Source organism: Paenibacillus kribbensis (assembly GCF_001705305.1).
GTDB classification, from domain to species: domain Bacteria; phylum Bacillota; class Bacilli; order Paenibacillales; family Paenibacillaceae; genus Paenibacillus; species Paenibacillus kribbensis_B.
The window spans coordinates 1-26,651 of record NZ_MCBP01000004.1; the positions used below are offsets into that span (position 1 = coordinate 1).

At 41.6% G+C, this 26,651-nt stretch carries 33 protein-coding genes and 3 pseudogenes; 25 read left to right on the top strand and 11 right to left on the bottom strand.

All coding sequences use genetic code 11. The features are described from left to right. The 4 genes from BAZ21_RS27745 to BAZ21_RS08610 all read left to right on the top strand — a co-directional run. Positions 1–103: IS3 family transposase (locus BAZ21_RS27745; RefSeq protein WP_141694956.1), on the top strand; the 103-nt coding region annotated here is incomplete at its 5' end. A 4-nt stretch (positions 104–107) separates the two neighbouring features. Further along, a complete protein-coding gene (locus BAZ21_RS27750) occupies positions 108–329 on the top strand; it encodes a hypothetical protein (RefSeq protein WP_256020170.1) in 222 nt (73 codons plus the stop codon). Between the two features lie 90 nt (positions 330–419). Continuing rightward, positions 420–650, top strand: a complete 231-nt coding sequence (locus BAZ21_RS28445; protein ID WP_141694957.1) for a hypothetical protein — start codon at positions 420–422, stop codon at positions 648–650. Positions 651–747: 97 nt separating this feature from the next. Then, positions 748–1,416: a hypothetical protein gene (locus tag BAZ21_RS08610; RefSeq protein WP_068499051.1), complete on the top strand. Its 669-nt coding sequence runs from the start codon at positions 748–750 to the stop codon at positions 1,414–1,416. A gap of 990 nt (positions 1,417–2,406) precedes the next feature. On the opposite strand, the gene BAZ21_RS08615 is transcribed toward BAZ21_RS08610, so the two are convergent. From BAZ21_RS08615 to BAZ21_RS08630, 4 genes are all read right to left on the bottom strand, one after another. Further along, a complete protein-coding gene (locus BAZ21_RS08615) occupies positions 2,407–2,865 on the bottom strand; it encodes a DUF4368 domain-containing protein (protein WP_068499053.1) in 459 nt (152 codons plus the stop codon). A gap of 58 nt (positions 2,866–2,923) precedes the next feature. Beyond that, entirely contained in the window at positions 2,924–3,640 is a 717-nt protein-coding gene (locus tag BAZ21_RS08620) for an SAM-dependent methyltransferase (protein WP_068499055.1), read from the bottom strand. A gap of 5 nt (positions 3,641–3,645) precedes the next feature. Beyond that, positions 3,646–4,278 carry a TetR/AcrR family transcriptional regulator gene (locus BAZ21_RS08625; RefSeq protein ID WP_068499057.1) on the bottom strand — a complete coding sequence of 211 codons (633 nt, stop codon included), beginning with the start codon at positions 4,276–4,278 and terminating at the stop codon, positions 3,646–3,648. Positions 4,279–4,582: 304 nt separating this feature from the next. Beyond that, on the bottom strand, positions 4,583–4,849 hold the full coding sequence (locus BAZ21_RS08630) for a plasmid mobilization relaxosome protein MobC (RefSeq protein WP_256020173.1): 267 nt from the start codon (positions 4,847–4,849) through the stop codon (positions 4,583–4,585). Between the two features lie 282 nt (positions 4,850–5,131). On the opposite strand from BAZ21_RS08630, the gene BAZ21_RS28450 reads away from it, so the two are divergent. From BAZ21_RS28450 to BAZ21_RS27760, 5 genes and pseudogenes are all read left to right on the top strand, one after another. Next, on the top strand, positions 5,132–5,437 hold the full coding sequence (locus BAZ21_RS28450) for a hypothetical protein (RefSeq protein WP_176718125.1): 306 nt from the start codon (positions 5,132–5,134) through the stop codon (positions 5,435–5,437). A gap of 37 nt (positions 5,438–5,474) precedes the next feature. After that, positions 5,475–5,807, top strand: coding sequence for a hypothetical protein (locus BAZ21_RS08640; RefSeq protein WP_068499061.1), 333 nt, complete (start codon positions 5,475–5,477; stop codon positions 5,805–5,807). 123 nt (positions 5,808–5,930) lie between these two features. Then, positions 5,931–6,332 (top strand): hypothetical protein, encoded by a 402-nt coding sequence (locus BAZ21_RS08645; protein ID WP_068499062.1) that lies wholly within the window; start codon positions 5,931–5,933, stop codon positions 6,330–6,332. Positions 6,333–6,991: 659 nt separating this feature from the next. Next, a complete protein-coding gene (locus BAZ21_RS08650; RefSeq protein ID WP_068499064.1) occupies positions 6,992–7,852 on the top strand; it encodes a hypothetical protein in 861 nt (286 codons plus the stop codon). Positions 7,853–7,868: 16 nt separating this feature from the next. After that, positions 7,869–8,057 (top strand): annotated as a pseudogene (locus tag BAZ21_RS27760) (nitric oxide synthase oxygenase); the annotation flags it as partial. Positions 8,058–8,260: 203 nt separating this feature from the next. On the opposite strand, the gene abc-f reads toward BAZ21_RS27760, so the two are convergent. Continuing rightward, positions 8,261–9,748 (bottom strand): ribosomal protection-like ABC-F family protein, encoded by a 1,488-nt coding sequence (gene abc-f / locus BAZ21_RS08655; RefSeq protein WP_068499066.1) that lies wholly within the window; start codon positions 9,746–9,748, stop codon positions 8,261–8,263. 495 nt (positions 9,749–10,243) lie between these two features. Between abc-f and BAZ21_RS08660 the strand changes: the two genes are divergently transcribed. The 5 genes from BAZ21_RS08660 (at position 10,244) to BAZ21_RS27770 (ending at position 12,481) form a co-directional block, all read left to right on the top strand. Then, on the top strand, positions 10,244–10,570 hold the full coding sequence (locus BAZ21_RS08660) for a hypothetical protein (RefSeq protein WP_068499067.1): 327 nt from the start codon (positions 10,244–10,246) through the stop codon (positions 10,568–10,570). A gap of 8 nt (positions 10,571–10,578) precedes the next feature. Next, the gene (locus BAZ21_RS08665) at positions 10,579–10,776 is read left to right on the top strand and encodes a hypothetical protein (RefSeq protein WP_256020176.1); all 198 of its coding nucleotides are present in this window, start codon (positions 10,579–10,581) and stop codon (positions 10,774–10,776) included. A gap of 147 nt (positions 10,777–10,923) precedes the next feature. Continuing rightward, a complete protein-coding gene (locus BAZ21_RS08675; protein WP_068499069.1) occupies positions 10,924–11,697 on the top strand; it encodes an IS3 family transposase in 774 nt (257 codons plus the stop codon). Positions 11,698–12,066: 369 nt separating this feature from the next. Then, positions 12,067–12,186 carry a sporulation protein YjcZ gene (locus BAZ21_RS27765; RefSeq protein ID WP_084011549.1) on the top strand — a complete coding sequence of 40 codons (120 nt, stop codon included), beginning with the start codon at positions 12,067–12,069 and terminating at the stop codon, positions 12,184–12,186. 175 nt (positions 12,187–12,361) lie between these two features. Continuing rightward, positions 12,362–12,481: a sporulation protein YjcZ gene (locus tag BAZ21_RS27770; protein ID WP_084011550.1), complete on the top strand. Its 120-nt coding sequence runs from the start codon at positions 12,362–12,364 to the stop codon at positions 12,479–12,481. Between the two features lie 330 nt (positions 12,482–12,811). Here the strand turns inward: BAZ21_RS27770 and BAZ21_RS28915 are convergent, their stop codons facing one another. Next, positions 12,812–12,952, bottom strand: coding sequence for a hypothetical protein (locus tag BAZ21_RS28915; protein WP_176718127.1), 141 nt, complete (start codon positions 12,950–12,952; stop codon positions 12,812–12,814). 42 nt (positions 12,953–12,994) lie between these two features. Then, complete coding sequence (locus tag BAZ21_RS28920) at positions 12,995–13,156, bottom strand: hypothetical protein (RefSeq protein WP_176718128.1); 162 nt, start codon at positions 13,154–13,156, stop codon at positions 12,995–12,997. Between the two features lie 180 nt (positions 13,157–13,336). On the opposite strand from BAZ21_RS28920, the pseudogene BAZ21_RS08680 reads away from it, so the two are divergent. Continuing rightward, positions 13,337–13,569, top strand: a pseudogene (locus BAZ21_RS08680) (hypothetical protein). Positions 13,570–13,592: 23 nt separating this feature from the next. Here the strand turns inward: BAZ21_RS08680 and BAZ21_RS08685 are convergent. Further along, positions 13,593–14,729, bottom strand: a complete 1,137-nt coding sequence (locus BAZ21_RS08685; protein ID WP_068499071.1) for an SPRY domain-containing protein — start codon at positions 14,727–14,729, stop codon at positions 13,593–13,595. Between the two features lie 247 nt (positions 14,730–14,976). On the opposite strand from BAZ21_RS08685, the gene BAZ21_RS08690 reads away from it, so the two are divergent. The 3 genes from BAZ21_RS08690 (at position 14,977) to BAZ21_RS08700 (ending at position 17,170) form a co-directional block, all read left to right on the top strand. Further along, complete coding sequence (locus tag BAZ21_RS08690; RefSeq protein ID WP_141694959.1) at positions 14,977–15,408, top strand: NucA/NucB deoxyribonuclease domain-containing protein; 432 nt, start codon at positions 14,977–14,979, stop codon at positions 15,406–15,408. A 130-nt stretch (positions 15,409–15,538) separates the two neighbouring features. After that, the gene (locus BAZ21_RS08695; RefSeq protein WP_068499073.1) at positions 15,539–15,928 is read left to right on the top strand and encodes a hypothetical protein; all 390 of its coding nucleotides are present in this window, start codon (positions 15,539–15,541) and stop codon (positions 15,926–15,928) included. Positions 15,929–16,372: 444 nt separating this feature from the next. Beyond that, positions 16,373–17,170, top strand: a complete 798-nt coding sequence (locus BAZ21_RS08700) for a hypothetical protein (RefSeq protein ID WP_068499075.1) — start codon at positions 16,373–16,375, stop codon at positions 17,168–17,170. 81 nt (positions 17,171–17,251) lie between these two features. Here the strand turns inward: BAZ21_RS08700 and BAZ21_RS08705 are convergent, their stop codons facing one another. After that, a complete protein-coding gene (locus tag BAZ21_RS08705; RefSeq protein WP_084011551.1) occupies positions 17,252–17,779 on the bottom strand; it encodes a DUF2278 family protein in 528 nt (175 codons plus the stop codon). A gap of 56 nt (positions 17,780–17,835) precedes the next feature. Here BAZ21_RS08705 and BAZ21_RS08710 point away from each other — a divergent pair. The 5 genes and pseudogenes from BAZ21_RS08710 (at position 17,836) to BAZ21_RS27780 (ending at position 20,558) form a co-directional block, all read left to right on the top strand. Further along, positions 17,836–18,172: pseudogene (locus BAZ21_RS08710) on the top strand (YolD-like family protein). A 124-nt stretch (positions 18,173–18,296) separates the two neighbouring features. After that, positions 18,297–18,932 (top strand): hypothetical protein, encoded by a 636-nt coding sequence (locus BAZ21_RS08715; protein WP_068499079.1) that lies wholly within the window; start codon positions 18,297–18,299, stop codon positions 18,930–18,932. Next, on the top strand, positions 18,925–19,434 hold the full coding sequence (locus BAZ21_RS08720; RefSeq protein ID WP_068499081.1) for an accessory gene regulator ArgB-like protein: 510 nt from the start codon (positions 18,925–18,927) through the stop codon (positions 19,432–19,434). The genes BAZ21_RS08715 and BAZ21_RS08720 overlap by 8 nt, the downstream gene beginning before the upstream one ends. A 4-nt stretch (positions 19,435–19,438) precedes the next feature. Next, positions 19,439–19,561, top strand: a complete 123-nt coding sequence (locus tag BAZ21_RS27775; RefSeq protein ID WP_007430670.1) for an AgrD family cyclic lactone autoinducer peptide — start codon at positions 19,439–19,441, stop codon at positions 19,559–19,561. A gap of 880 nt (positions 19,562–20,441) precedes the next feature. Then, on the top strand, positions 20,442–20,558 hold the full coding sequence (locus BAZ21_RS27780; protein ID WP_084011553.1) for a sporulation protein YjcZ: 117 nt from the start codon (positions 20,442–20,444) through the stop codon (positions 20,556–20,558). Between the two features lie 969 nt (positions 20,559–21,527). Here the strand turns inward: BAZ21_RS27780 and BAZ21_RS28455 are convergent. Further along, positions 21,528–21,809 (bottom strand): hypothetical protein, encoded by a 282-nt coding sequence (locus tag BAZ21_RS28455; RefSeq protein ID WP_141694960.1) that lies wholly within the window; start codon positions 21,807–21,809, stop codon positions 21,528–21,530. Positions 21,810–21,967: 158 nt separating this feature from the next. Next, positions 21,968–23,848 carry a terpene cyclase/mutase family protein gene (locus tag BAZ21_RS08735; protein WP_084011555.1) on the bottom strand — a complete coding sequence of 627 codons (1,881 nt, stop codon included), beginning with the start codon at positions 23,846–23,848 and terminating at the stop codon, positions 21,968–21,970. Between the two features lie 166 nt (positions 23,849–24,014). Between BAZ21_RS08735 and BAZ21_RS27790 the strand changes: the two genes are divergently transcribed. Both BAZ21_RS27790 and BAZ21_RS08740 read left to right on the top strand, forming a co-directional pair. After that, the gene (locus tag BAZ21_RS27790; RefSeq protein ID WP_373441548.1) at positions 24,015–24,242 is read left to right on the top strand and encodes a Gfo/Idh/MocA family oxidoreductase; all 228 of its coding nucleotides are present in this window, start codon (positions 24,015–24,017) and stop codon (positions 24,240–24,242) included. A gap of 279 nt (positions 24,243–24,521) precedes the next feature. Continuing rightward, a complete protein-coding gene (locus BAZ21_RS08740) occupies positions 24,522–26,582 on the top strand; it encodes a glycosyl hydrolase 115 family protein (protein WP_068499085.1) in 2,061 nt (686 codons plus the stop codon). Positions 26,583–26,651 lie beyond the last annotated feature (69 nt).

The window sequence follows — 26,651 nt, forward strand, 5'->3', positions numbered from 1 at the left end:
TTTTGACTATGTAAATTGGTATAACAAGCATCGAATTCATGGAACACTGGGGTACATGACTCCAATTCACTATCGAAAATTAGCCCTTAAAAAAGTTGTTTGATTTAATGTTGACAATCCAAACTGCCGGTTGGGTGATCAGCCTGGCTAAAGAACTCCATTTAGCTCATTCATATTTAAACCGAATCAGAATAAGAGTTGATGATAGTGGTGTAGGTGGAGGCGTGACAGATCGACTTAATGAAATCGTAGCTGAAGAAGGGCTCCCATATGAAATAATACCAATTAACAATGGCTCCTCTTCTTTAGATGAGCACTATGAAACCTAGTTACTGAAATGTGGGCCTCTATTAAGGAACAATTAGAACAGAATATGAGCAATTTCATAAATGGAGATCCAAGTGTTCTGCAGTTACCAGATGAATAAAATAACTCGTGTTAATATTTCTTTAGTATGGTCTAATGGACAAAAGGATACCTTTAATTATCCAACAAATGGAGTTCCTACACATGTATCAAATCAAGGGGAAACAGTATACAGCAACCCAGGGCTTCATTCAGCAAAACTTTATGGCGGTGTTTCTGTAACAGGAGCTACTGGCTTTAACTTACCAGCCAATGGAGCTAAAGTGACTTTTACAACTAAATAACCTAAAAAGAGAACACAATTACTCTTCAATCCTTGTGTTCTCTTTTTTGTCTTAGTACTAAGTATTTGTTATGGTGATATATATAGGAGGAATGAAGATGAAACTATTTGAAGAGATTTTAAATAATCAGGAAGAAGTAACTATCGAAATTAGAAACAAAACTACTGTTCCTGATAGACCTAGCATAAAAAAAATAAAAACAAATGAGAGTATAGAAGAGAAACTATCAGTATTGGCTCAATTTTTTCTTTTACCATTCGAAACAGGCGATTCAAATGCTGTTTTACATATTCCAGTTTTTGATAACGACACTAAAGAGCAAATATTACAAGAGATTGGGTCGCATTTTGAAGAGTGTAAAATTGTTGAGTATAAGGATCATGCTCAAATTATGTTTAGTAAATTAAGGGCAATTTCGAAAAGTCTTATTGAAAAGTTGATCGACTCTGGTGAAATAAATCAAATTGCATATAGTTTGTACAGAAATAAATCTGTGTGTATTGATTATTCAGAAGAGAAAGAATACAAAGTCAATATTGAGTTGATACAGAGGTCATCTGAAAGATCAATCATTGAGTTGTGGACATTCTTAAACAATACCTTTATAAGAGAGGCTGGAGAATTAATTTTACTGCCGCACCAATGGTATTTAGGTGAAGCATTTAAGGATTATTTAGCAATAAGGTGTTTTGCTAGCGTATGTAAATCAATGAGAGTAACTGTAAATCCTATTGATAAAGCAATTATGTATATATCTATTAGTTAGAGTCCCCATAAACAATGACCGTTTTTTGATTGGAATTTGACGATTTATGACCCGCCACTGGACATTTGATGTGGTGGCGGAATAGAGACGCTACAACGTAGGATGACACCTGCATACTATAGGCTGATAGCTCAGTGACTCCAGCAAGGGGATAGAGGACATACTGCTCATTGGCATTGACCAGTGCGCGCAAGGGAATGCCCGATTATATTGCCGTGAACAAGGGTGAGCCCTTGCAATCACTTGCGGGCACCTGTAACGTACAGCGGTAGATTGGCAACATTATGCAGGTTGGGGTTAAACGGTAAGTCATTCATGCGGGGGAGAGTGGCCTCCGTTCACATTTTACATGGCACGCGCAGGCAGCAAGGCACCAGTTAACCAGCGGAAACATTAACTTGTCAGAACCCTTGGGTGGTTCAATTCCGCGGCGTGCTAATTCAATGCTGTAGCAAGAAATAATGTAGAAGGGTAAAAAATTCCCTGTGTCGAAGTAGGTTGTCATGGGGAGGTGTTGATTCGATGAGTTTCTGGCAACTAATAATCGTTTGGATATGTACTGTTTGTTTGGTGATCGTTTTTAAAGATAGGCTTAATAAGTGGTTACTCTATCCTTTATCGCTTGTGTATATATTTGGTGCATTGATTTTTTGGATTTATAATCAATAAAGTGAGAAAATAGAGGAAATCGGGAACATTTGAAAAGCTAGGGAGGTCTAATAAGTATTGGGGTTTTTGACTCCATTCATGCAATCTCATTAAAATGGTCTTGTCATTCCTCTTTAGTTACAAAGTCCGTTAAGATTTTAAGTAACAGCGCAGCGTTTTGCATCCCGTTTAACGGGAATAGATCCTATCGCTGTTTATTTTTCGGGTTTTAAATAAGTGCCTGTGTTCATTTGGTGCTGTAAATACATAGGCAGATACAAGTCACTCATAGGGCCGTCCTCTGTAAAACAGTATCTAACAAAGTGTGGCGTAGCGTAAAAGCTACGCCATTCTTTCATCTATTGGGGTGTTCAGTTCTGGCAGGATACCCACCAAATCATAGCTGATATGAATATTCTGACTGCGCTTTCCATCCGATTTATTCGGCGCTTCTACAAACACCTTTCTAACCAAATCATTCAGGATGGTGGGCGTGAGTTCCGTCAAATCCGTGTACTGCTTGCACTTGCAGATAAACCGCTCTACATCTTCGGTATGCTGTTCCTGTTCGTCCAGTTCTGTTTGCCACTGCTCCAGCTTGTTTTCCAAGTCGGCCTGTTCCGCTTCGTAATCATTGGACAATTCTTCAAAACGAATATCACTCAATTTCCCGTTTACATTATCCTCATACATCCGCTTGAACAGCTTGGATAATTCAGCGATACGCCGCTCCGCCTGTGCAATCTGCTTGCGCCGAAGGGCGGTTTGCTTTTTGCGGTCAGAGGTATGTTTGGCATTCATACAGTTTTTTCTTCATGTTCCTATCCTTTTTAATCCGTCTTACATATCAAATCCTCATTTACTTCTTTTGCAGTACGAAAGCGATAAAGTTCAGGTATTTCCCACCGCCAGCTTCCATTGTTTTGCGGTCATTGACCGCAATCTCATTTTCTTGGTTCAGCCACTCCTCCCAAAGTTCCTCATTGCCCTCCATCTCGTATATGGAAATGATTTCGGCGTCTTGACATTTATTTACAATTTCTGTCCAATAGTGAATATCACGCAGATAGATAAGCTGTTCCGGTGTCCACGAGAGAAGCAATTCTTCCGGCAGATTATCATGGCAATCCTTTTTCATGCCGGGGACACAGGCATAAATATAACCGCCGCTTTTGACGAAAGGCAGTAGCTTTGCATCCAAGTATTCCGGGTCGCGTCCCCAATAATTATAAGAATCTGTGCTGACTACCGCATCGAAGAATTCTTTTTCAAATGGCAAATTGGTGGCGTCAGCCTTGACTGGTATAATCTGTTCGTGGGTTAGCCCCATCTCGTCAAAGAATTTGCGGTTTTCCTCCGGGTCACTCCACAAATCGGCGGCGTAAACAGTGAAACCATAATCTTTGACAAGCATAACGCTTGTAAGCCCCTGCCCGCTGCCCAAGTCGCAAACGAGGCTTCCGGCGGGAATTTTATGCTTGATAAGCATTTCCTCCTGCAATTTTAAGGGGTTAGGTCCCATCATTTTTGCTTGTAATTTGGGTAAGTCGTATTTTTGGCTTTTAATATATTCCATTGTGATTACTCCTTATCTTTACTCATTTTCGCTATGTTTTTTTGCATAAAGCGCTCGATGTGCGCCGCAAAAAGATTCGCGGCTTCCTCTTTATCCGGGGATACATCATAAATACTTAACAACAGGTAATATGGTGCATAAAACTCAAGTGCTAATTGCTTCGGATTACTTTTGCTCAAAATACCTTGCTCTATCATTTCATGGAACAAATCCTCCATATAATCTACCGGCCCACCTGCAAGGCACTTTTGATACAGATCTGCCATATCAGGATTTCTGTATTGCTCCAATGTAATCATTTTGCGAAAATTGCAGCCAAATTCATCCTCTGTCCAAAAGCGGAATTGCGCCTTGATGAAAGCGTTTATTTTATCCACAGAAGTATTGTGGTATGGTAATGGTGCTTTCTCGAATACTTCTTCTGGAACCTCAAATTCCCGCGCTCGCTCATAATCCATTTGATAGATACGCTCCACAATGCTGTCAAATATATCCCGCTTATTCTTGTAGTGCTTATACAAAGCTCCTTTTGTCATTCCAAGCTCCCCGGCAATAGCGCTAACCGAAACAGCTTCATAGCCATCTCGCGCAAACAAGCGGAGCGCAGTATGCAAAATATTTTCTTTTGTATCCGACATCTAAAAACCCCTTCTCAGCAGCAGTGAACCATCGTTCACCACTTATTATAGTAAACGACAGTTTACTTATCAATAGGTAGCGTCTTTTTATTTGCGAAAAGCCATATTGGTAGGCGATAAATTGGCCTTGCCGCTAAACGGCAAGCAGGGCAAGTGTACACACACTTGCACATTTTGAGATTTTCTCTTGCGGGAAAATCCTCAAAATTGCTTGTTGGGGTAGCCACCCCAAACCCGGCTGATGTTGCGTCATATCGCTGTCGCTCATTCCTTATTTAACTTCGGGCCAAGTTGGCCCGAAGTCCTAAAGTGCAACCAGTCTTGCAAGGTGTTCCAAGAGAGTTGAATACTGTTCCCATAGCTTGTCATAACCTTTTTGAAGTTCCATGATTTCAGCTTGATAGGTGTTATTAGCCTGTGCGTATTTAGCTATTTGAGCAAGATTATTAACGCATCGGCGTTGCAGGGATACGAGTTCTTTTACGGGTGCAAGGTCAACATTTACGGCATATCCATCAATCGCCATCTTGCGAATAAATGCACTCTGATTTTGACTGTCCAGTTCTTTCATGCGCTTTTGTCAAATAGCTAATTCCTCTTACCATGATATGTAGCCGCAAATTACGCTTCCGTTTTGGCATACTGCTTTATCCCTTCCATCGACAAACCTGTTTATTTCGTTCTACTTATTAGGACGGAGAATAAAAAACAGGCGTATCGCTCATTTGAACGATACGCCGTTTTCAGACATTCTACTTGGCAGTGCCCATAAACAGTTAAGTTTTTATACTGTCTTATGCAGGAACTACCATACGGGTGGCTTTTTTTATTGCCTTTTGAAAGGATTTTAGTCTTGGAGAAGAAGCAGAAGAAAGGAATTTTGCTCCCGTTTAAAGGACCGCCCAAACAGCCGAAAAGATGTAAAGGTTGTGTTTGGGGTAGATGGGATGGGCGAGTGGAACAGGACTATCTATTTTTTTGGATAATTTTAAGGAAAAAATTAACTGTATCTAATATTGGTGATACAAGTGAAATAATAAAAATTTATGATAATACGATTTACGAAGTAAAACGAGAATATCCTTTTTTGTCTGGATTAATTGATCAAAGTGTAGTTATGGCTTGGGGCCACGTTAGACTACAAAGGTTTATTTTTTAGAATAGGAGTGCTATCGAATCATCATTATGGTAAGGATATGCTATTGATTAAGAATGAGCGTATATTTATTACTTATCCTGATGATTATTTAAAAAATTTGGAGGAAATCAAAAAACTAGAAAGTCTACACGAACTGAATGTTAAATTCGAAGGCGATTTAATTAAAGTACTTAGACGCGTGTTTGAAATATTTAAGATCATTTCTGATAAGTCAATCTACGTTAGTTCATCTTGTGATCTAGGTCTTCAAGTACTAACCTCAGAAGGGATTTTTAAAATTAAATTATCTGGAGAGATTGACGATCTTCTATGTGAATTAGGAAAGGGAAGTATAGAAAACAAGTTTGAGATAATTAATGTTATTACTTAAAGAGTGCCTTCGGGTGCTTTTTTCTTTTGCCCTCATATGACAGAGTGTAAGCTATTTTGAGCATTGGATAGTCTACACTTAGTTGGACAATAAAAATGAGGGCTTGTAGAAGTTGTATATTTTTTGACACCGACATATCTAATTATAAACAGAGCATACCATAATGCTCAAGAAAAGGTCACACCTTCAATCGGTGATGTAAGACGTGATATTCTAAAAGAGAACCTTTTGTCTTTCTCTATTGACGTAAGTTTCAATAAAGAGGAAGCATCTCGTAATTTTCATGCTGTTTTGAGGCAAGGTAAGACTACACTACAACCAGTAGGTGGCATATTATATGGATTGAACAGTCCCGCTACAAAGCTATCTCCAGATGAGGAACAAGCGAAATATATGAAAGAAGTTATTGGTACTTTTGAAGTTGACGATAGAATCGATCTTAAAGATCCATTATATCTAACATTCATTTATTCAGATAAGAATGATACTGCAACTTACGAAATAATCCCTTCACAACAAAGATGAAGAGGATTGAAGACTTAACTAGAAGAAATAAATAAGGCTATAGCTTCCCTTAAATAAAATCCGTAGTATCACAGTAAACATGATGTGTAGAAAGTCCTTTTTTTTCGTAGCAACAAAGTATTGAAAATGAAATACGCTTTAGACATCGGGAAGCCTCTCTGAATACTAAGGGAGGCTTCCCGATGTGTTATTTTAACACCTCAATTCATGTTTTCTTTACCCATTGAACCAAAAAGTCTGTAGATCTGCTCCTAACGGAGCTTTGTCTACACCTGATTCATGGTATATTCAATGCAAATAAAGAAACCGTCTCTTTTGTAAATGGTTGGTTGCACTTCCATTTTACCGAGAAACGTTTTCTTTTTGTTTTACATTTTGAGAAGAGGGGCGTCCCCTAGTCATTTTTGACTTGGGACAGCTCCTTTTTTATCGGAATTCAATTTATCTCTTTCCCATTTTTATGGCATCAATGGATATCATCATATTAGGTTATATTAAAAGCCGTTCACCGTTAGTTCTTTGATATAAATTGATGATAAAAGCCCGTTACATATGATAGAAAAAAACTGAAGAATATATATGATAAATTCCTTTTTTTTGAAATAAAAGTAATAATACGTAATGTTCTAAATATAATGAATTAAAATAGGAGGGATAGTATGAGAAAACTGAAGATGACCTATTACAAAAAGCCCGTTTTGCTGTTTTTGATTTTTAGCTTAGCATTAACAGTATTTTTAGGAATGCCTATGAAACTAAATGCTGAAGTATCACCAACTTATTATGTAACGGGTATTGACGGTAAGAAGTATGTTGTTGGAAGGAGTAGTGATGTTTCACAATTAATTGTTTATAGGAATGATGTTCAAATAACAACTATCAGTACTGGAGGGAAAGCTGGTAGTGATTACGTTGAAATCCAAACTTATAGTTTTAGTGGAGATACATTAAACATTTCCGTAAAATGGAAGTATTCCGGGAATTATCAAACGTATACCGTTAATAACGTATCAAAAATTAAGGATCAAATCGTTGTTGAATCGGTGGGTTATGTTAGTTTTGATTTTCCAAGGGATTCGACTCAAAGACAAGTTAAAGTTGGGAGAAAGGGAATATGGAAAAATGTACCAGCATATAACCAACCTTTATCAACAAATGTTATAAATCAAATGGCATATGCACGAGCAACTAGTAGTTCAGGAGAATTGATGGAGGCAACTTATACAACCCCGTTCTCTTACTCTGGAGAAACTAGGATGTTTACAGAAGGTCCGGATGGAGTTCAATATACAGTATCCTCTTTACAACTGTCTGCTGGAACCGCAACCATCTACGCTACGAGGCCAGATGGCACAAATGCGACAACATCGATTTACAAAAACCAGGATCTCCTCTTTCCAGAAATTAGGAATATGTATTGGAGCGGGAATAACTTAAATGTAGGGTACCAATGGAAGTACAGTGGAACGAGGGAAACAGCTACTTTTTACAATTTGGCATCACCTATACAAAACCCGTAATTTATCTTTCTAATTTATATATACGTGTTATAAGGAGCTGGGCCGAAGCCGCGATGAAGCGGTGGCCCGGCTTCTTGATATTCGTAATGATGTTGAGACCACAGGAACGTATGATCATACATATGATGAGCTGACGTATGGGGCACAGATGGCGTGGCGCAATAGCAATTGCTGTATCGGCCGATTGTTTTGGGACAAGCTCTTGTTTTTATAAGTTGAGATAAGTATTAGACTGCACTCAAATAGAATAAACGGCAGCTATGGACGAGAAAATAAAATCCTAGACTGCCGATATTCTATTGAACTATCGTGTCTCTTTAGTTCAATCTCTTCCCTTTTCATAAAAGTTGTTGTGCAAAGCTTTCTGCCGTTGAAATCATGTCTTACTCCAAGTCACTTTGTAAAATTCTAATCCCCACCGAGTTCAATCGTTTTCGTTGCGACACGGTCATGAAATTCCCGATCATGCTCCACGAATACAATGGTCGGCGTGTACTCAAGCAGCAGCTCCTCAATTTGCATCCGGGAAATCACGTCGACAAAGTTGAGCGGTTCGTCCCAAATATGCAGATGAGCCTCCTCACATAGGCTTCTCGCGATCAGAACCTTCTTCTTCTGCCCGCCGCTAAACGCCGATATATCCTTCTCAAACTGGATGCGGGCGAAATCTAGCTTACGCAATACAGCCTTAAATAAGCTTTCGTCAATTCTGTGCTCTGCTGCATAATCGGAAAGCGTTCCTCGCAGATGAGAAGTATTCTGGGATACATAGGAAACGCGAAGCTGCGGCTCCCGCTGAAACGTACCTGTATAGTGTAGCGCCTCATCGTTGAGCAGGCGGAGCAAGCTAGACTTACCTGAACCATTTGGACCTGAAATTGCAATCCGATCTCCTGGTTCGATCGTCAGACAAACGTTCTTGCAAACCGCTCTTTCCCCATAGTAAACCGTGACGTGATCCAGCATCGCCAGTTCCGATTTGGAATACACGAGCTGAGAGATCGCAAGGCTTTCTGACTGTTCGATATTTCGGAGCAGTTTCGATTTTTCTTCTAAAGCGGCGTGTTGCCGCTGTTCGATGGATTTCGAGCGTTTCATCATTTTTGCTGCCTTATGCCCGACGTAACCCTTGTCAAGCTTGGAGCCGGAATTTCGTGTGCCGTTTTTCGATTTTTCGGTCTCGAAAGACCAGCCGCTAGTACGTTTAGCAGAAGCTGATAAACGCTGTATGTCTTTGTACAGCTTTTCGTTTTGTGCCATTTCGAACGTATCCTGGCGAGTTTTGTTCGTCCACCAGCTGGAGAAGTTGCCTTTTTGGATTTCGATATTCGTTTTGTTGATCGATAGAATATGATCCACGCAGCGGTCGAGAAAAGCCCGGTCGTGTGAAACGAGAATATAACCGCGCTTCGTATTCAGATAATCGGCGACAAGCTTGCGTGCGTGCAAGTCGAGATGATTGGTCGGCTCGTCGATGAGCAGAAATCGATTGTCTTGGATGAATAGCACGGCCAGCAATACCTTCGTCTGTTCTCCTTGGGACAGCGATTCGAATGGCCGGTACAACACGTCTTCTGAAACCTTAAGCAGGTTCAGTTCGCGCATCAACTTCCAGCTCTCATAGCTTGGCACGATCTCTTCGACGACGTCTAAGGTCAAATACTCCGGGTGTTCGACGGGAAACGGAAAATAATCAAAGGCGACTGGTGTGGAGATCGTACCGCTGTATTCGTACTTCCCCTGCAGTAGGTTTAAGAATGTCGTTTTACCCCGACCGTTTCGCCCTGTAAAGCCCAGCTTCCAGTCTGTATCAATTTGAAAATGAACATTTTCGAATATGGGGTCATAGCTGCCTGGATAGGCAAAAGTAAGATTGGTTACCTGAATGGTGGGCATGACAATCATCCTTTCGTTTGGAAATAAAAAAGAGCCGCAAGAAAGGTGCTATCTTGCGGCTCTAATCCATACGAGGAAATACGGCCCCATTCCAAGGGGCCGTATGACTGTCCGGAGAGGGAGCGCAAACGAAACGCAGACCTTTCTTGCAGAGATGAAATAAAACGACCACAGCCGATCGCTGAGTCCGTTCTTTTCGTGATCTCGAAGCAAGAAAAGTTCTACATGTATCCGTTCAACTCCCATCATCAAATTACATTCAGTTTATCATAATAGTAAATTAACTACAACCTGCGTAGTCCCGTTTAGGCTGAAGCCTCGCGTAGGTCGACATGCTCCTTAGATTGATTACTGTTATTCAACTATCCTGCTCGTTCATATTAGGTTAATAACAGAGCCATGTTCAAACAGACTTTAGCGGTAGTGCGGCAACAAAACGAAGCAATCAAATCTTAACGTGAAGAAATTGAATATAAAGAGACTGTCATTGTCGGTTTGGTTGATGATATCGACTTTGCCGCTAAACGACAAATCTTGAATAGAGTTGTTCGTAGAGGCGGCAAAAAGTATCAAGAACGTTGGCGTGAGTTGTACAAACAATTCGAGATGAAATATCACATCAATTTATCTGTTCGGTTGGATCGCTATAACGAAAATAACAAGCCGAAGTTGAAGAACAAAATTGACTATATCGACGAAGTGATGGGAAAGATTCCAGAATTTTATGAAATTGCGGCAAAGCTCTATGAGAATGATGTGAAGGAACTTGCTGAGGAATTATATGAACTGAACGCAAAAAAAGACACTTTTTGGCAAAGATAAAATCTACATTGGATATTCAATTGGATCTGACCAGACCGGTTGAAGAATTGACTGAGGTTATTTCTGCTGTAATTGCTTCGCAGCCACATAAGCGTAAGGAGATTCTTTACGCGCTGGATACGGCGGTGGGAAATGTATTAGCAGAGATACAGTCCCAAGAAGAAAATCAGAAAACAAACGATGATAGCTCAGGAAAAGTTTCCTGAACAGAGAGATGGGGGAAAGAATGTTGGATAAGTGGGAGATTTTTAAGTTCAGCGCAGCTTTAGGTAGTAGCGCAGTGACGTATCTTTACGGTGGGTGGTCAGGAGTATTGGGGGTGTTGCTGGCACTGGTCATATTTGATTAAATGACTGGACTATTGGCAGCGGGAGCAGAAGGGAAGAAAGGAACGGGACCAGGCCGCGAAAGAACTCATTCAGAAGGTGTATGAGCGGTATAACGGAGTCTTTGGTTATCGCCAAATTCAACTGTTCCTGCTACACGACCACGGGGTTTGGATGAATCATAAGAAGGTACTCAGAATCATGCAGGATCTAGGAATTCGTTTGAGAATCCGCCGAAAGCATCGTTGTAATTATGTTTCTTCTGAAGGAGGTCGGGTGGCAAAAAATATATTGAAACGGGATTTCAAGGCAGATGCTCCCAACCAAAAATGGGTGACAGATATTACGCAATATCGTGTAGGCGAGAAGTGGCTCTATCTCTCAGCTGTGAAGGATTTGTTCAATAACGAAATTATCGCTTATCAAATGAGCACTAGGAACGACAATGAACTGGTTCTCCGAACCTTTCAGCAGGCATGGACTCAGCAAAAAGACGTGACCGGACTGATCGTTCACAGCGATCAGGGATTCCAGTACACGTCCCATGCATACCACGACATGCTGCCAAAGGTTGGCGCCCGAATCAGCATGTCTCGCCGAGGCAATTGTTATGACAATGCCTCCATGGAGAGCTTCTTCTCGCATCTCAAAACGGAAGGACTCTATCCTTATGATATCCGAAATATGGATGAGGCACAAAGGAAAATTGAAGATTACATTCGATTTTATAACCAACATCGGCCACAACGAAGGCTAAACAGACTGCCCCCGGTAGAGTACCGGAAGCAGCTTATAGCCTAGGGTCTTTTTTCAGTGTCTATAGAATGGGGTCTTGACCACAAGCCGGTGGGGTGCTTTTTTGTTTACCTAGAAGTCCATTCCCTAAACAATACCTCGCATAGCCTGTGGAGTAAACAAAGGAGGGCGTTGCGTGTGAGGGGAATAGAAAGAAGTTGCGGAGAAACTACTGGAAAAATTTGCATACCAATAACTGCTGTTTTGGCACTATTCATTTTGTTGGTGATCATCTTGAAATTAATTCTTTTATAAAGTTCTTAGGCTCTACCGGGTTATCCGGTGTGAGCCTTTGTTTAGTCTACCAATATGCCCTGTCATAGAACGTATTTATACATATATTAAGGTGTACAACAAATAAAGGAGGTTAAAGACATGGGTGCATATGAAGGTGCAGGCACAGGTGCATATGGCGGAGGTATGTGGACTTCTACAGGGGCAATATTGGTGCTCTTTATTCTGTTGGTTATAATCACTAAATCACTTTGGGTTTAATTTTGTGAAAAGAACTGCTGGATAATACTACTTCACTCAATTGCACAATCCGAAATCATCGGTACACCCTATTGGCTTATGTCCATGGGGTGTTTTTTTGATTACCTGCATGCCCTGTCACAGAACGTATTCATACATATATTAAAATGTACCACAAATAAAGGAGGTTAAAGACATGGGTGCATATGAAGGTGCAGGCACAGGCGGATATGGTGGCGGTATGTGGACATCTACAGCGGCAATTTTGGTGCTCTTTATCCTGTTGGTTATAATCACTAAAGCATTTTGGGTTTAATTTGTGAAAAGAATTGTTGAATAATACCGCTTCACTTGACTCAATTTTAAGGATGGTAAAAAATTGACCTAATGAGCGCTAGGCTATTTCGCAACGGTCACAGTATTTGCTGCTCTTTTGTTAACAAAGTTCTTACCGATTACATGCTAGATTCTGCCATAATAGTAGTTGCAGTTATTGGGATATTTTATTCAACAAACGAAACACTCGAATAACAAAAAGCCCAGCCAACCTTAATGGTCGGCTGGGGAATATTTTAGGCTCTTTTCGTAAAGATTGTTGCTAAAAGATGTGAAAGGGAGCAATGCCTTTGCCCCGCTGAAAACATTATTAATGTTTTTTCTTTTTGACATTTACGTTGAACAGATTGGCAGCCAGCGCATTGCCTTGTGCACGTGCGAACGCTTTTTGTTTTGACCAGATAGATATGCTTTTTCTTTTCACATGGTGTTTGGAATGTCTTCTACTCATGGAAATCACCTCCCTTCACAGGAAATGAAGGTACGGATGGTCTTAGTGGTGCTTTTTGCGTTTGGATATTTTGATGTTCAGTGCATTGGTTGCCAAGGCATTACCGCTCTTTGCTTTAGCAGCTGCAGATTGAAAAATTTTAACGACCAGGAATTTGTTTTTACCGACACGGTGTTTGAACGTTTTTACTCTTGTTCTGATCACCTACATCCCCCCTCTGCTAAGGTATACTTTATTTATATGTCAGTGGCGATAGCGATGTATCGGCATGAATCTATTAACAGGAAAAAGAAACTATTACCTAATAGATAGTTTTCCATGCCCCATATTAACTATATGAAACTCAACACATCGTCATATTAGAAGACTGGAATCGGGATCAGCATGAACCATACATATAAAGTGTTGAAATCGGATATAGAATTATTTGCAGCTGCATTAAGCCAGGTGAGAGTATATGTAGTAAAGCCGTTGAGTGATGGTATGGTGGAAGTTGTAGACTACGGGGTTCTGTGGAAAAATTTTCGCCTGATTCGGTCAAGATTAACGAATCGTATTTCTTCCGTAAGCAGTTTGAATTTAGAGTAGATGTAAATAAGGACTCCACTGGCATATAGCCGGATAGAGTCCTTATTGTGGTTTATTTAGTTGAATACTCGCTTACTTCAAACGTAAGGATCTTGTTGAAGATTACGTAGTCTTTACGGTTGCTGAATGGTCCTTTGTTGTTATTGTGCTTATCAATTGCAAAGAATGAAGCGCCTCTACCAGCATCTTTAGCGTCATACCAAGCAATGAATGCATTTAGTTCCTTTTTACTCAGATCGAATTCTTTATCAAAACCATTGTCCATCGTTACAGTCAGAATAGCGCGGTCACCAGTTGGTTGTGCTGGTTCAGTTGGCTCCGTAGGCTCAGAAGGATCAGGCGTAGATTTTTTTAAAGTTGTAGCACTTGCTTCATTTGATACAACTTGATCAGTAGATGAGATATTTGTAGAAACTACGTAGTAATAGGTAGTGTTTTCTTCAACCTTATTATCAGTGTAAGATGTACCAGAAATATCAGATGCTATTTCTTCATACGGACCTCCAGGGGTTAGGGCTCTTTCAATTTTATAAGTTGTAACTCCTTGTATCCCATCCCACTGCAATTGAATATTTTCTTCATTACCTGTTGCAGAAAGAGTTAATGAATTTTCAGGTTGTTGGTAGGGAAGAAACCCTTCTGGAATATTATACGTGAATGGAGTCGCGCCGAAATTTGCATCAAATGAAAAACTACCAGTTGTACCACCTGTAATTGACGGGGTCACAATCTCTCCTGGAAGATTACTTGGCTTAAAAGTGCTTGTATACGCTAATACACCATTCTTATACCAGCTAATCTTATCATCATTCATATTTAAAGCAACGCCAATAACGTCCTTTACTGTGTAGGGTTTTCCAGAATTAATTATCCCCGGATAAGTGTTTCCGTTTGCAGCATAATACATCCAATTCTCTAGAGCAGAGGCACCCACTCCATTATATATTTTACCTTCGCCAACGATACCAATACCGGTCGAGGCATTTGATTGAGCATTTACTGTTACTTCCCAATACCATTTCCCTTTGGTTTTTCCCACATTAGCTTTGGTCCCCTTCTCATCTACGGTGGCCGAAACAGAGTTGCTCTTTTCCCATACTACGTTTTTTGTAGCAGCGTACGTTGAAGAACTCAAGCCTATAAGAGTAAATATCCCCAATAATAATAATGATGTAATAACTCGCTTCAAAATAATCTCTCCTTTATGCATTTACTATTATGCGAGTTTACCAACTTTTACATGGGTTGTCTAAACATTAATGTCTATATATTCAAATATAAGTTTAATTGTGGATTTAAATTTTTAGAGCAGTAATTACTCTTCTTTGTCACTCCATAACTGATAGGACCTTTTTTGTTTTGTGACAAGCTATGTGATACTTTGACACACCTCACGATATAGTATAAAGAAGATTTAATATACTATGGAGGTGTCAATGATAAAAGGAATTACAAGAGGATTAATTGTATCTTTACTGGCGGTTATTTTTTCTGTGCAAGGTGTCTATGCCGAACCGGCAGCATTCAGTCAACAATCAGCAACTGGGTATACGCTGGAGTTCCCAAGTTCATGCTACCCTGAAACCGGAGCGCACATTAGGGATGCCATTGCAGCCGGACATTCTGCGGTATGTACGATTGATCGGGATGGAGCAGAGGAAAACAGGAAGGAATCTCTAAAAGGCTATCCGACTAAAAAAGGATATGACCGTGACGAATGGCTGATGGCAATGTGTGCTGAAGGTGGCGCAGGTGCTGATAATAGATACATAAGCCCAAGTGATAACCGGGGAGCTGGATCATGGGTAGGTCATAAGCTGGACGAATATCCTGATGATGGGACACGAGTGAAATTTATCGTTAAATAAAGGATTAAGATTCTATCTGCCAAAGTCTGATAGAATCTTTTTTAGCAGGACAAGTTTCCCCTTACTTCGACACGCTTAGAATAGTAGATTGATAATGTAATTATTACAATATTCTAGGAGGTAACACTGTATGAAGAAGTTTAAACCGATGTTGCTAGTAATGATAGCTGCTCTTCTGATGTTTTCGTTTACAACAGAAGCTTCCGCCGCAAGCAGAATCCGTGTATCTAAACCTGAAAATGAAAGACTTGTAAATAGTGAGAGGCTGTATATAGATAATGAAGAAGTTGAATTAGATATAGGAATAATAGCACGAGGAGAAGCTAGTGTATATTTATTGTTTGAAGATGCAGAGACTGAGGATACAATATTAATGAGCCAACTAATGTTAACGCCAGCAATGACGACGGACATGAGCTTTACGAGCCATCATAAAAATCCTCGCCCGGGATATTACTACATTACAATTATAGGAGATTATAACTCTTATGTCACAGCAAGACTCAAGAAAGCATATTAAAATAAGCCCGCTGACCTTAAATAGTTGGCAGAAATTGTTTTTTTATGAAATTTGTCTATTAATGGTTTATGGTATTTTTCCTCTAATTGATTTCTTTTCTCTACTGCATCCTCTAAGGTTGTCGCTATAGCATACATCCTTTTGCCCTTTACGTTATATTCACCTCATAAACCCCTTTATGTCCTGTCCTATCGGACCTTACATGCTTGGTTAACAGTGGAAGTGGTACTCCGTCGATAGTCTTCTCCGATTGTAAGATCTCCCGGGCCTTCCGAGCTTGTTCGGCCCGCTGACACTCACAGGAAAGCGCCTGGCCCCGGCGTAGGGTAGTACCGTTTACAGGTATCTCTTTGCCGCACACGCAGCGTCTTTAGGTAAAGAAAAGTCAAGCACTAACTTTAGTGAAGAGCCGAAATTAATTTATAAAATTGGAGGAAATGGGATATGAAACAACTTTCAAGGATCTACTTACTGTTACTGCTCTTGTTTTTAAGTGTTACGTCGTCAGTTCATGCTGCTGAGGCTACCGAAATGCAAGGAAGTTCTGTGCCAACAGGAACCATTACTATTACGTCTGACGGCTCCTACAATAACAAAACACCTGAGAAGACTATAGATCAAGATTTGACTACGGATTGGAATGCTGGCAAGTATAACGCAAGCCTGGAATTGAGGTTTCCCCAGTCCACCTATTTAAATTTTGTACAATTGGCCGTTTTCGCCCACCCCCAGGCTACGAATACATACACGATATTTGGCTTAAAAAACGGGAATTGGACAGCAATCAGTTCGCCAACCTCTCTTTCATTATCTAACAAAGTAACGGTAATGGATCCGATTTTAGTAACAGAAGGAGTATATGATGGTATCCGAATTGATGCAAAGTCATCGGCATCATGGATATCCATCTTTGAAATTACTATAGGTACACAGGAAAAGCCTGGCCAACCTGATATAGAAGAGCCTACTCCTGAAGAACCGGGCCATGGAAATCCAGAACCTTCCGGCAACCGAGCAATCTTAGTAGTCACTATGACAACTGGGCTGGAAAAGGAATTCGACCTGAGCATGAAAGAAGTCAATGGCTTCATCGACTGGTACGAAGCTAAACAGGCAGGATCAGGAAAAGCTTCATATGCAATCAATAAACACGATAACAATAAAGGTCCATTTAGTAGTCGAAAGGATTATATGCTGTTTGATCGTATCCTAACATTTGAAGTAAGTGAATACTCTAAATAAGATCCAATCTCTGCTAACCTTAACTGGTCGATAGCGAAAGAAGGACTCTTTTTGGATTTAACTCCAGAAAGAGTCCTTTTGCTATATTGATAATTTGTCACTAATGTGAAACGCTGCGTTAGTTTCCTCATGCTCTTCATGACTACATTCTTTAAGTGCATGACCTGTTTCATCATCAGTACACCAAGATTGGGATTGGAATGCTGAGTTCCCCTGATTCATATGAATATCGTGAATTCCATTGCCGGGTTTGAAGTGAAAATATTTATCTTCTTTTCTTTCAGGTCTCCATCGTTCTCCATAGGCGAATATATAATAATCTTCATTCTCAATCGCTTTTTGGACATGGAACGTTAACTTTTCATATAAATCATTGTCAGGACCAGGTTCGACATTGGGGAGTGGTTTCATGTCTTTAGGATCGAATAGACCACCTCTTACATAGTCTAGAGCAATTTCTCGATTGTCCCTGTTGATTTCTGTATATCCTCCTTCCATATCTTGTAGATGAGTTATTTGAGATGAATTGAAATTATCTCCGATATAATACAATACTTCAGACGGCGGATTACTCTGAAAGTTGCCTTTAAGTTCATTGGATAAGATTATCTCTTATTCAGAACGTGTGTTCGCTATGTAATCTGTACCTAACAACAGGAGGCTACATACATGTCAAAAAATTAGAAGGTAACGGAATATTCGAGAGTTCAAGGATCATTATCCCTGAACACAAAGAGGCATACTTGAAGTTGATGAAGGATCGCCAGCATCGTGGGGAAACCGGAACTCGACGACCAAGAGATACAACTAATTAAGCAAGCTCTTATAGATTCTTACAACTCACGTCAGCCTGTCACATTGGTTGTTTTCAGTCCGTTCGATGATGAGGAGCTACGTGGTGTGGTAACAGTAATCAACACTGCTAGATGTGAAGTAAAGCTGTCTCGTGGGGAAGATGATTTTAGCTGGATTAAACTAGAGGATATTATATCTGTGGGCTAAAAATAATTACCTCACATAATACATAAAATATTCCATTTAGATTGGTAATTGGATTGCCTTGTATTGGTAGCAAATGTAGTATTAAGGTGTGTTTGTTACCAATTACGTGAAGGGGATATGTGTTATGTGGGAGCCTATTAGGTTCTTGCTTTTTTCAACTGTAGAAACAATGGCTGCGTTAACGCTTATGCTTTCTATTTTTAGGTTAAAAGCTGTAGAGTATGTGTGGCCGGCTTTGTTCATAAGTCTTGTTATGAATCTTCAAAGTTACATTTTAAGAGAGGAAATGTCTTTATCCTATTTGGCTCCTGCTATAAGCACATTGTTGTACATATTACTTATAACGACAGTTGTCAGGGTGCCTATACTGTGGGCTGCGATTATCTCTATCACAGGGACGTTTTTGTACACGCTTGTTCAAGCAATAATGATAGGGTTGTTTTTTGGGGGCGTAGCCACTGCTGATCTACAAAATAGCGCTCAAGGGTCTTTGCTGCAAGCCATTACGAGCGCTTGGGTTTTTGCAATATCATTTGTATTGTTAAAATTTAAAATTGGTTTCACCGCGGATTTTGAGCGTTTGCGTTTAAAGTGGGAACATGTATTAGTTATTGTTTTTATAGTAGGATCGCTCATGGCATCAACATTCATGTTTTATTATAATGATCTGTTTCTGATGATACTATATGTCTCTATGGCCGCTGGTTTATTTTTATATTATGCGCTCAAAAAAGAAAGGGAAGAACTTGAGGATGATTGAGACTTTGGCTTTGAGAATGGCAACTCATATAAAATCTACAATCCCTGATCATCCGGCGTCGGTAGCTGTGTTAAAGCATTCATTATCCATAGTTCTGAATGTTGTTTTTATTGTCTGTTTGACCATGGGTGCGGCGTTGCTTACAGGCAAGGTTAAAGAAGCCTCTTTAATGTTAGTCATGTTCGCAATACTCAGACAAATTACAGGCGGGATACATCTAAAAACAGGTATTGGATGTGTACTTGTTACATCTATCGTATGTACCGCACTATCATTTTTTACTCTTAGCTACAAATTGAGCATTGGTGCGACGATATTAAGTATAATCCTGATTTTAATCTATGCTCCGTCAGGGATTGAAAAGCAGTCGCGTATTCCCAAACGTTATTACCCGCTCTTAAAAACCATCGCTGTATTACTGGTCGGAACAAACTTGGTATTCGCCTCGTCTATACTAGCGATAAGTTTCTTGGTTCAAAGTATTACTCTTATTAGGAGGTGAGAATGTGAAGAAATACATTTATTCAACGTTTGCAACAAGTTTGGCCGCTCTTGCCATGTTTTCTGTAAGTGTAGCCAGCTTAGCATTCGTTTATAATCCGGAACCGCCGGAAGAACTGATGAAATAAGGTGTGATTTTATGCTTACCGTTTCAACAACGCCAAATGCGGAACATGGTTTAGAAAAGTTACCTATTAGTGAGATTTTGTATATGGCTAGCGTTCGTAAATTGAATCGAATTGTAGTTCATACATTTGATAATGTTTACTATCTTAACGGGACGATTAAGTATTGGTATGCTGGTCTAAAAACACTGGGTATAAGTTTCTCGAGGCAGACAGAAGCACCATTTTAAACGTAGACAATGTCTCTGTGTTGAATCTCCTATTTAAAGAGGTTTACTTTGATAAAGGGGACGTTAGGATAAAATGTGAGATTGCTCATAATCGCTTTGAAAAAGTGTTGAAAGAGCTTCGCATTATGAGTCCAAGCCTACTCAATGAATAAGAGCCGCATAAGCGGTTCTTTTTTTGTCGAAATATAATGAATTAAAATGTCGGATTTTGTTGCATTTTTAGAAGAACTCGGCATGCCGAATTTTTGTTGCCAAAGAACCTAAAATTGGCATTTAATCTAGGTATAAGGTTTGATTTTGAAAATAAAGAGAGGTGGTTAAACCTAGATAATTACATAGATCGGGGTGTAACAAAAAAACGCCTCTCTTATGGGAGGCGCATAAATTGTGGGTTGGCATCTCTGCCAAGATAGCCAAGTTAGTCCCACAGGAAAAAGAATCAACGTGAGTATACAGGAGGTCAGACCATTAGTAAACCATGACATTTTACACAAAATGATTAGACAAAGGAAATGCCCAATCATTGTTTTGGTATAAAAGGTTCTATCGGTGTGTGATCGATAGAACCTTTGTAATTATTACCTGTATGCCCTGTACTCTGATGTATTTGTGCATATATTATGTTGTACTACAAAATAAAGGAGGTTCAAGCCATGAGTGGATATGAAGGTGGAGCAGGTTATGGCGGATACGGTGGATTTCATTCTATAGGTGCAATCTTGGTGTTGTTTATCCTGTTGGTAATTATAACAAAAGCATTTTGGGTATGATTGGACTGGGGCTCTGCTGGCATAATGCTGGCAGGGCATTTTTTTATTTGTTCTTCTGTTACTCCATGCGATCACCAGGGTAATTTATAGCCAAGCGGCAATGAAATACGTTTCGATCCTCCATCTGAAGCGCTTTGAACTAACGTCAAACCTATAATTTTGTTTTTATCATATTTATCGTAACTTACTATACAAGTGGTCTTGATGATAAGAGGGTAATTATGCATAGTTTCACTGTAAAGTTTATTATGTGGGGATTTAAGCATCTCATCTCGTTTTTTTCATAAGTCCAGTTTGATATTATCCCCCTCTAGTAGACAAGAGATAAAAGACATCTGTTAAGATGGATTTAATCTTGTTGAACGAAGGGGATTTTTCATGGACAAAAAAAGACAAATCTTTTGGCGGTACTCTTTGGAGTTGAAGATGGAGGCAGTCTTGTTGGTAAACGAAAAACATATGAGCACTCGTGAAGTAGCGAAACGATTGGGTATCGTAATAAATCTCATCTCTTACTTCCATTTTAATGGGTTTGAGAGTTTACACAATATATTTTACAGACTCACAGTGGATAACGAATCCTGGACCCCAGCATGAAATCTTCGTTGGTGTAAAGGTCGGCAGGCTGGAAGAAATCCCCCCGGAAGTGGAAATCCTGAACATCACAGCAAGAACTTATGCAACGGTACTTTCCAAGGGTGATAAGGAGCATTGTGCATAGGGGTAAATACATCTACTAAATATAAACTCTTCCTACACGGAGGAGGGTCCAGCCAGAATCATTAAAGCCAGCCGGCACGTTCACGTGCCGGAATCGCTTTTAACTCAATGGGTCTATTCCTGTGAAAGATGGATTCGAATTTTTTCTTTCGATATAAGGATGCTGCGTGCTAGGTGTGTGTACTTTCTTAAATGTAACAAAAGGAAAGGCTGCTCGAATGAGCAGCCTTTCACCTTAACCTATTTCTTCTATCTACCCCACACCATATTCCACATCCGTCTGCGGTGGTAAGGGTTCTGGGGATCTACGCCGCAGCCCATCAGCCATTGTGCCGCATTTTCTCTTTCAGCTGGTGACACCGGTACACCCATACATTCGGAGAGTCGATCAATCATACTGCAGCAGCCATGGTGGCATTTTAAATCCTCATATTTCTGGGCACATAAAATGCCGCACACCTTGTGGAAACATCGTGGGTCCATCATTCTACGGCGGAATGTTCCCATTAAACGGGGATCAAGTTGGGACATGCTTGTTGTCTCCTTTCACATATGCTCTATTATCGTCTGTAGCCGGAGTTATAGGTTAAAAACTACTTTTTATCGGTTTGAAGACGAGTTAGTATAGCATATGCGGATCGAATAGAAAGTACAGGGTGTATACCTGTAATCCAGGAAAATGGGGCATTTTAGCAGCCTTTATACTTCTGTTCATAGTGACTGAGCGTGAGCAGGGGCCAGATCCGCGGATAACTGTGATACTGGATATAGAAATGCCCCGGAAGACCCGCTCCGGTCGGATATGTTACCCGCTTGCTACCTTCCTCTCGATTCCAGTCGATCAGCAGGGAGGTGGCTTCTTTGATTTCCTTCACAGGTGTATCATGAACCGCAATCAGCAGATCCAGCGCCCATGCGGTATGAACGACCGTGGAGTAAGGAGCTGCAATGTAGGTTTTCGCTACATCACTCTTGCAGGACTCCCCCCAGCCACCATCCGGCTGTCTCATGCGGAGCAGCCAGTCTGCTGCTTGTTGAATCGCGGGATGCTCCGCTGGTAAACCTACCGCTCTTAGTCCTGTTACGGCAGCCCATGTCCCATACAGATACGATACTCCCCAGCGGCCATACCAGGCTCCATCCCGCTGCTGCCGCTTCAGAAGCCAGCGCACTCCCGCCTGTACCCGCGGATGATTCGTTGTCAGCTTCACATGACTCCCCAGAAACTCCAAAGTCCTCCCCGTCACATCCGCCGCTGAAGGATCAAACGCCGTATCTTCGAAGTTCTCTACTGCAAACAGACGAGTCATGAAGGAAGTGCTGTTCCGCTCAAAAGCGGCCCAGCCACCGTCATCATTTTGCCTGCGGAATAAGTACTGTACTCCTTTTCTCCATGACTCAAGACTGTCTGCGTGATAAGATGTGTACCGCGTCAGCGCCCGCAGCACCGCCTGCGTATCATCCACATCGGGGTTCGCCTTGTTGCTTTCGGAAAATCCCCAGCCGCCTGTCATGTGCAGCAGAGAGCCTTCTGCCTGCTCCTTCTTTTCTGTATGCTGAAGCGACAGCAAATACGTTGCTGCCCGCTGCACGGTATCATCCCCTGCTGAAAGCCCGGCCTCCTGCAGCGTGTAGGAAGCAAGCGCCGTATCCCATACGGTGGAAGGAGAGTTCTGAATATGCATCCCCCCGTCATCCGTCTTCGTTACAAAAGAGAGCAGCCCCTTCATCGCATGGGAGATCACAGGCGAGTCCGGCTGATAGCCGATCGCCAGCAGCGCATAGATCATAAAAAAAGTGGCACTTGCATAGCTGTACAGCGTCCCGTCCCCTTCAATATGCTCCAGTATAAAACTCTCGGCCTTTTGGATGGAATGGTTTGACCTTTTTCCTTGCAAACCGGAAGGGTTCCGGTTTCGTTTTTTCGCGGACCGTCTGCGGCCGTGGCTCTGATGATGCAGCTTATTGTACTTCGGCGTCTTGTAGAGATGGGAGATGTCTGCACCAGAAGGATGCGGTAGAGTGAATTTGAGGTGCCCCAGAATGAGAATCGGGGCGAAATGAGTCCTGACGTACGAGCTCCAGCGGTAAAAGCTACATGGAATCCATTTCGGGAGATGGATCAAAAATAGAGGCATCGGATAATACGCAGGCCACGGATACAGGTCGTTCAAGGCCAGCATAAACTTAGTGGAGACATGTGCCTTCTCGACTCCGCCGCTGCGGAGAATATAATCCTTGGCCCGTTTCATCGGCGGTGCATCCCGCTCCAGATAACCAGATAACAACAGCGCGGTATACGCCTCTATTGTGGAGGATAGGTGGCCATCATCGTCGTCGTACTGCTTCCATTCGCCTCGATCCGCCTGTTTATGCACCAAGCGCTGGGCCAGCTGCGAAAGGAGTTCTTGTTCTTCGGGATACAGGGAGCTGATGAGAATCATCATACTGGCATCCGTCATCGGCCCTGTTTCAAAATCATATCTCCATGACCCATCTTCCTGCTGTTCCGACTGAATCCGGGTCATATAACGGTTGATCTCGGCTTGTACTTTCTCCAGCAATTCCATAAGCCTTTCACCCCCTACCTTGGTTTGCTGTATAAGGAATAACAGCATTGTTGCCCGTGATGCTCTTATCGTATGTAGGGGATTCGTTATTGGTGGAGGTGTATACCTAAAGAACTGTTTAAATTAAAAGGGAAAGGTTGTTAAAAACGAAAATATTGATGCAGTTATCGTAACCTCTTGGGGTCCTACCCATGAAGAATTTGTTTTGGCTTCCATTGCTGCGGGTAAACCGGTCTTCTGCGAAAAACCACTTGCTACAACGCTGAGGGGTGTAAGAGAATCGTTGATGCAGAGATTGCACACGTTAAACAGTTGGTTCAATTTCTATACCAGAACGCCTATCATTTTATATCAAACAACTTGTTTTACAATAAAAAATAGTGATCCTATTTAACATGATAGATGCAGTTATAAGGACAAATGGGTAGATTGCGGCAGATAATAAGGAAGACATTTTTAAAGTTATCGGCAACCTTTTCCGAAATTGAATCGGTAGGAGGTCGCCGAGTTTTATTTTATTGTGAAACTTTTAAGCGAACCAAGGGTACATATGACGTCTGATCTTTTGTATGATTGAGCAATATCCGCAATATTATAGACTATCTAAGTGTATCACCAACCTATAAAATAAAGGTAAGAAGAATCTTCACCGTTGAATAGGAGATGACAATCCATGAAAACCTGTGAACCTCTGATCATTACATCTGAAAGCGTATACAGTCTTCGAGCTGGCGGAAGTGTACCGGTCGCGCACGCCTGGAGAATGATTGCGAGAGATCATAAGCAAGTGTTCGGCAGAGATCCATTGCAAACAAAAGAAGAGGCCTCGATCATGATCCGTTATGCGCAGGAAGAGGACAGATGTCCACAGTGGCCAGAAGGCTATTGTCTGCGTTTTGTTCCTGGCAGCAAGGGAACGGTACTTCATATTATTGGCCGTGATGAGTTGGGAATCATTTACGGGCTGCTTCATTACAGTCGCTTCGTGCTGGGTGTGGAGCCGTTCTGGTTCTGGGCGGAACTCCCTCCGAGCAAGCGGGATACCATAGTCCTGCCGAGCCAGGATTATGACAGTTTACCGCCCAAGGTTCGCTATCGAGGTTGGTTTGTCAATGATGAGGTATGTCTGATTGGCTGGAAGGATGATTATCCGCCGACGGAGCAGGTATGGGAGCCTGTTTTTGAAGCGTTATTACGCTGTGGTGGCAACATGGTGATTCCGGGAACGGATTTACCGCGCACAGGTATCCATCATAAGCTTGCGGCAGACATGGGATTATGGATTACACACCATCATGCCGAGCCGCTGGGTGCGGAGATGTTTTTGCGCGCTTTTCCGGGGAAGCAGGCCAGCTACAAGGAGCATCCCGAGCTGTTTGAACAGCTATGGCAGGAAGCGATCGAACGGCAGAAGGAGGAGAAAATTGTATGGGTATTGTCTTTTCGCGGACAGGGTGACAAGCCTTTTTGGGAAAATGATCCTTCCTTTAATACGCCAGAGAAACGTGGACAATTAATATCGTATGTGGTTCGCAAACAGTACAGTATGATCTGCGAATTTGTGGAGCAGCCCGTATGCAGTATGGCGATGTATGGCGAGATTGCCGAGTTATACAAGCAGGGTCACATTGAAGTTCCCGAAGGGGTGATTAAAATATGGGCGGACAATGGTTACGGCAAAATGGTATCCCGGCGCCATGGCAATCTCAACCATCGTGTACCGGCATCGCCCGAGGTGGAGGATGAAGGCAAGAACGGAGTATATTATCATGTCACCTTCCACGACCTGCAGGCGTCAAACCATCTTACTCAATTTCCTTCCTCAGCCGAGCTGATTATTGACGAATTAACGACAGCATTTGCCGCAGGAGCAGACGAGTATCTGTTGGTCAATTCGGGTAATATTTTGCCGCATTTATATACTCTGGATTTGGCAGCGAATTTATGGACGTATGGTAATATGGATGCTAAACAGCAGCTTACTGAATTTATCGTGCGGATGTACAGTTGTCAGCATCAAGCGATTTCCCGATTGTACCGGGATTATTCCCGTTGTACTATCGTTTATGGCCCACATAAGGATGATCGGGCAGGGGAGGAATTCTATCACCATCCAGCGCGTCAGATAATGGGCTTTTGGCTGCAGGGTAAAGAAGGCAGTGACGAACGGCTGTGCTGGGCTGCTGGAGAAAAACCTTTTGTTGAACAGGTACGCTGGTTCAAGGAAAAAACCGAGTCGGCTATCTCGTGCTGGACTGAGCTGCGAGAGCGGTGTCTTCAAACGATGAAGCAATTGCCGGAGGATGAATGTCGCAGGCTGTATAATCAGCTTCTTGTGCAGATGGAAGTGCATCTGAGCGGTTGCCGCGGGCTGGCCAACATCTGCATCGCATACGGGTTATTTCTTGAAGGTGACTATCCACGAGCATTTATACAAGCTTCGCATGCCGTTTGGAGCTACCAGAAGGGTAAAGAAGCGCTTTCGCTCGCAGGGACTGGAAGATGGGAGCATTTCTACCGGGCAGATTGGTTGACCAATCTCGATAACACCATTTCTCATGCGGACACGGTGCGAAGATTTCTGCGGATTCAGGGTGATAGCCCCGATATGTTTCTGTGGTACAAACAATATATCATGCCGGAGACTGAAAAACATATCTACTTGGAGAATACGCATCGCAAGCCGCTATCTGATGATGAATTGGCACGCTGCTTGGAGAAGGTACTATGTTAAAGGATCTTAAATTTGACCTGCAACCTTTCCAGCTTGTACTACGTTATAGAGGTTGTTAGTGGCCAAGCG

What these genes read in the sequence shown, in the direction of transcription:
- BAZ21_RS28445 (WP_141694957.1), top strand. Translation starts at nt 420, where the DNA reads ATGAATAAAATAACTCGTGTTAATATTTCTTTAGTATGGTCTAATGGA.
- BAZ21_RS08690 (WP_141694959.1), top strand. Translation starts at nt 14,977, where the DNA reads ATGATAAAAGGAATTACAAGAGGATTAATTGTATCTTTACTGGCGGTT.
- BAZ21_RS27750 (WP_256020170.1), top strand. Translation starts at nt 108, where the DNA reads ATGTTGACAATCCAAACTGCCGGTTGGGTGATCAGCCTGGCTAAAGAA.
- BAZ21_RS08700 (WP_068499075.1), top strand. Translation starts at nt 16,373, where the DNA reads ATGAAACAACTTTCAAGGATCTACTTACTGTTACTGCTCTTGTTTTTA.
- BAZ21_RS27765 (WP_084011549.1), top strand. Translation starts at nt 12,067, where the DNA reads ATGGGTGCATATGAAGGTGCAGGCACAGGTGCATATGGCGGAGGTATG.
- BAZ21_RS27770 (WP_084011550.1), top strand. Translation starts at nt 12,362, where the DNA reads ATGGGTGCATATGAAGGTGCAGGCACAGGCGGATATGGTGGCGGTATG.
- BAZ21_RS08630 (WP_256020173.1), bottom strand. Translation starts at nt 4,849, where the DNA reads ATGAAAGAACTGGACAGTCAAAATCAGAGTGCATTTATTCGCAAGATG.
- BAZ21_RS27780 (WP_084011553.1), top strand. Translation starts at nt 20,442, where the DNA reads ATGAGTGGATATGAAGGTGGAGCAGGTTATGGCGGATACGGTGGATTT.
- BAZ21_RS08610 (WP_068499051.1), top strand. Translation starts at nt 748, where the DNA reads ATGAAACTATTTGAAGAGATTTTAAATAATCAGGAAGAAGTAACTATC.
- BAZ21_RS08620 (WP_068499055.1), bottom strand. Translation starts at nt 3,640, where the DNA reads ATGGAATATATTAAAAGCCAAAAATACGACTTACCCAAATTACAAGCA.
- BAZ21_RS08720 (WP_068499081.1), top strand. Translation starts at nt 18,925, where the DNA reads ATGATTGAGACTTTGGCTTTGAGAATGGCAACTCATATAAAATCTACA.
- BAZ21_RS08695 (WP_068499073.1), top strand. Translation starts at nt 15,539, where the DNA reads ATGAAGAAGTTTAAACCGATGTTGCTAGTAATGATAGCTGCTCTTCTG.
- BAZ21_RS08735 (WP_084011555.1), bottom strand. Translation starts at nt 23,848, where the DNA reads ATGGAATTGCTGGAGAAAGTACAAGCCGAGATCAACCGTTATATGACC.
- BAZ21_RS28915 (WP_176718127.1), bottom strand. Translation starts at nt 12,952, where the DNA reads ATGAGTAGAAGACATTCCAAACACCATGTGAAAAGAAAAAGCATATCT.
- BAZ21_RS08740 (WP_068499085.1), top strand. Translation starts at nt 24,522, where the DNA reads ATGAAAACCTGTGAACCTCTGATCATTACATCTGAAAGCGTATACAGT.
- BAZ21_RS28455 (WP_141694960.1), bottom strand. Translation starts at nt 21,809, where the DNA reads ATGTCCCAACTTGATCCCCGTTTAATGGGAACATTCCGCCGTAGAATG.
- BAZ21_RS08650 (WP_068499064.1), top strand. Translation starts at nt 6,992, where the DNA reads ATGAGAAAACTGAAGATGACCTATTACAAAAAGCCCGTTTTGCTGTTT.
- BAZ21_RS08715 (WP_068499079.1), top strand. Translation starts at nt 18,297, where the DNA reads ATGTGGGAGCCTATTAGGTTCTTGCTTTTTTCAACTGTAGAAACAATG.
- BAZ21_RS08625 (WP_068499057.1), bottom strand. Translation starts at nt 4,278, where the DNA reads ATGTCGGATACAAAAGAAAATATTTTGCATACTGCGCTCCGCTTGTTT.
- BAZ21_RS08615 (WP_068499053.1), bottom strand. Translation starts at nt 2,865, where the DNA reads ATGAATGCCAAACATACCTCTGACCGCAAAAAGCAAACCGCCCTTCGG.
- BAZ21_RS08640 (WP_068499061.1), top strand. Translation starts at nt 5,475, where the DNA reads ATGCTATTGATTAAGAATGAGCGTATATTTATTACTTATCCTGATGAT.
- abc-f (WP_068499066.1), bottom strand. Translation starts at nt 9,748, where the DNA reads ATGCCCACCATTCAGGTAACCAATCTTACTTTTGCCTATCCAGGCAGC.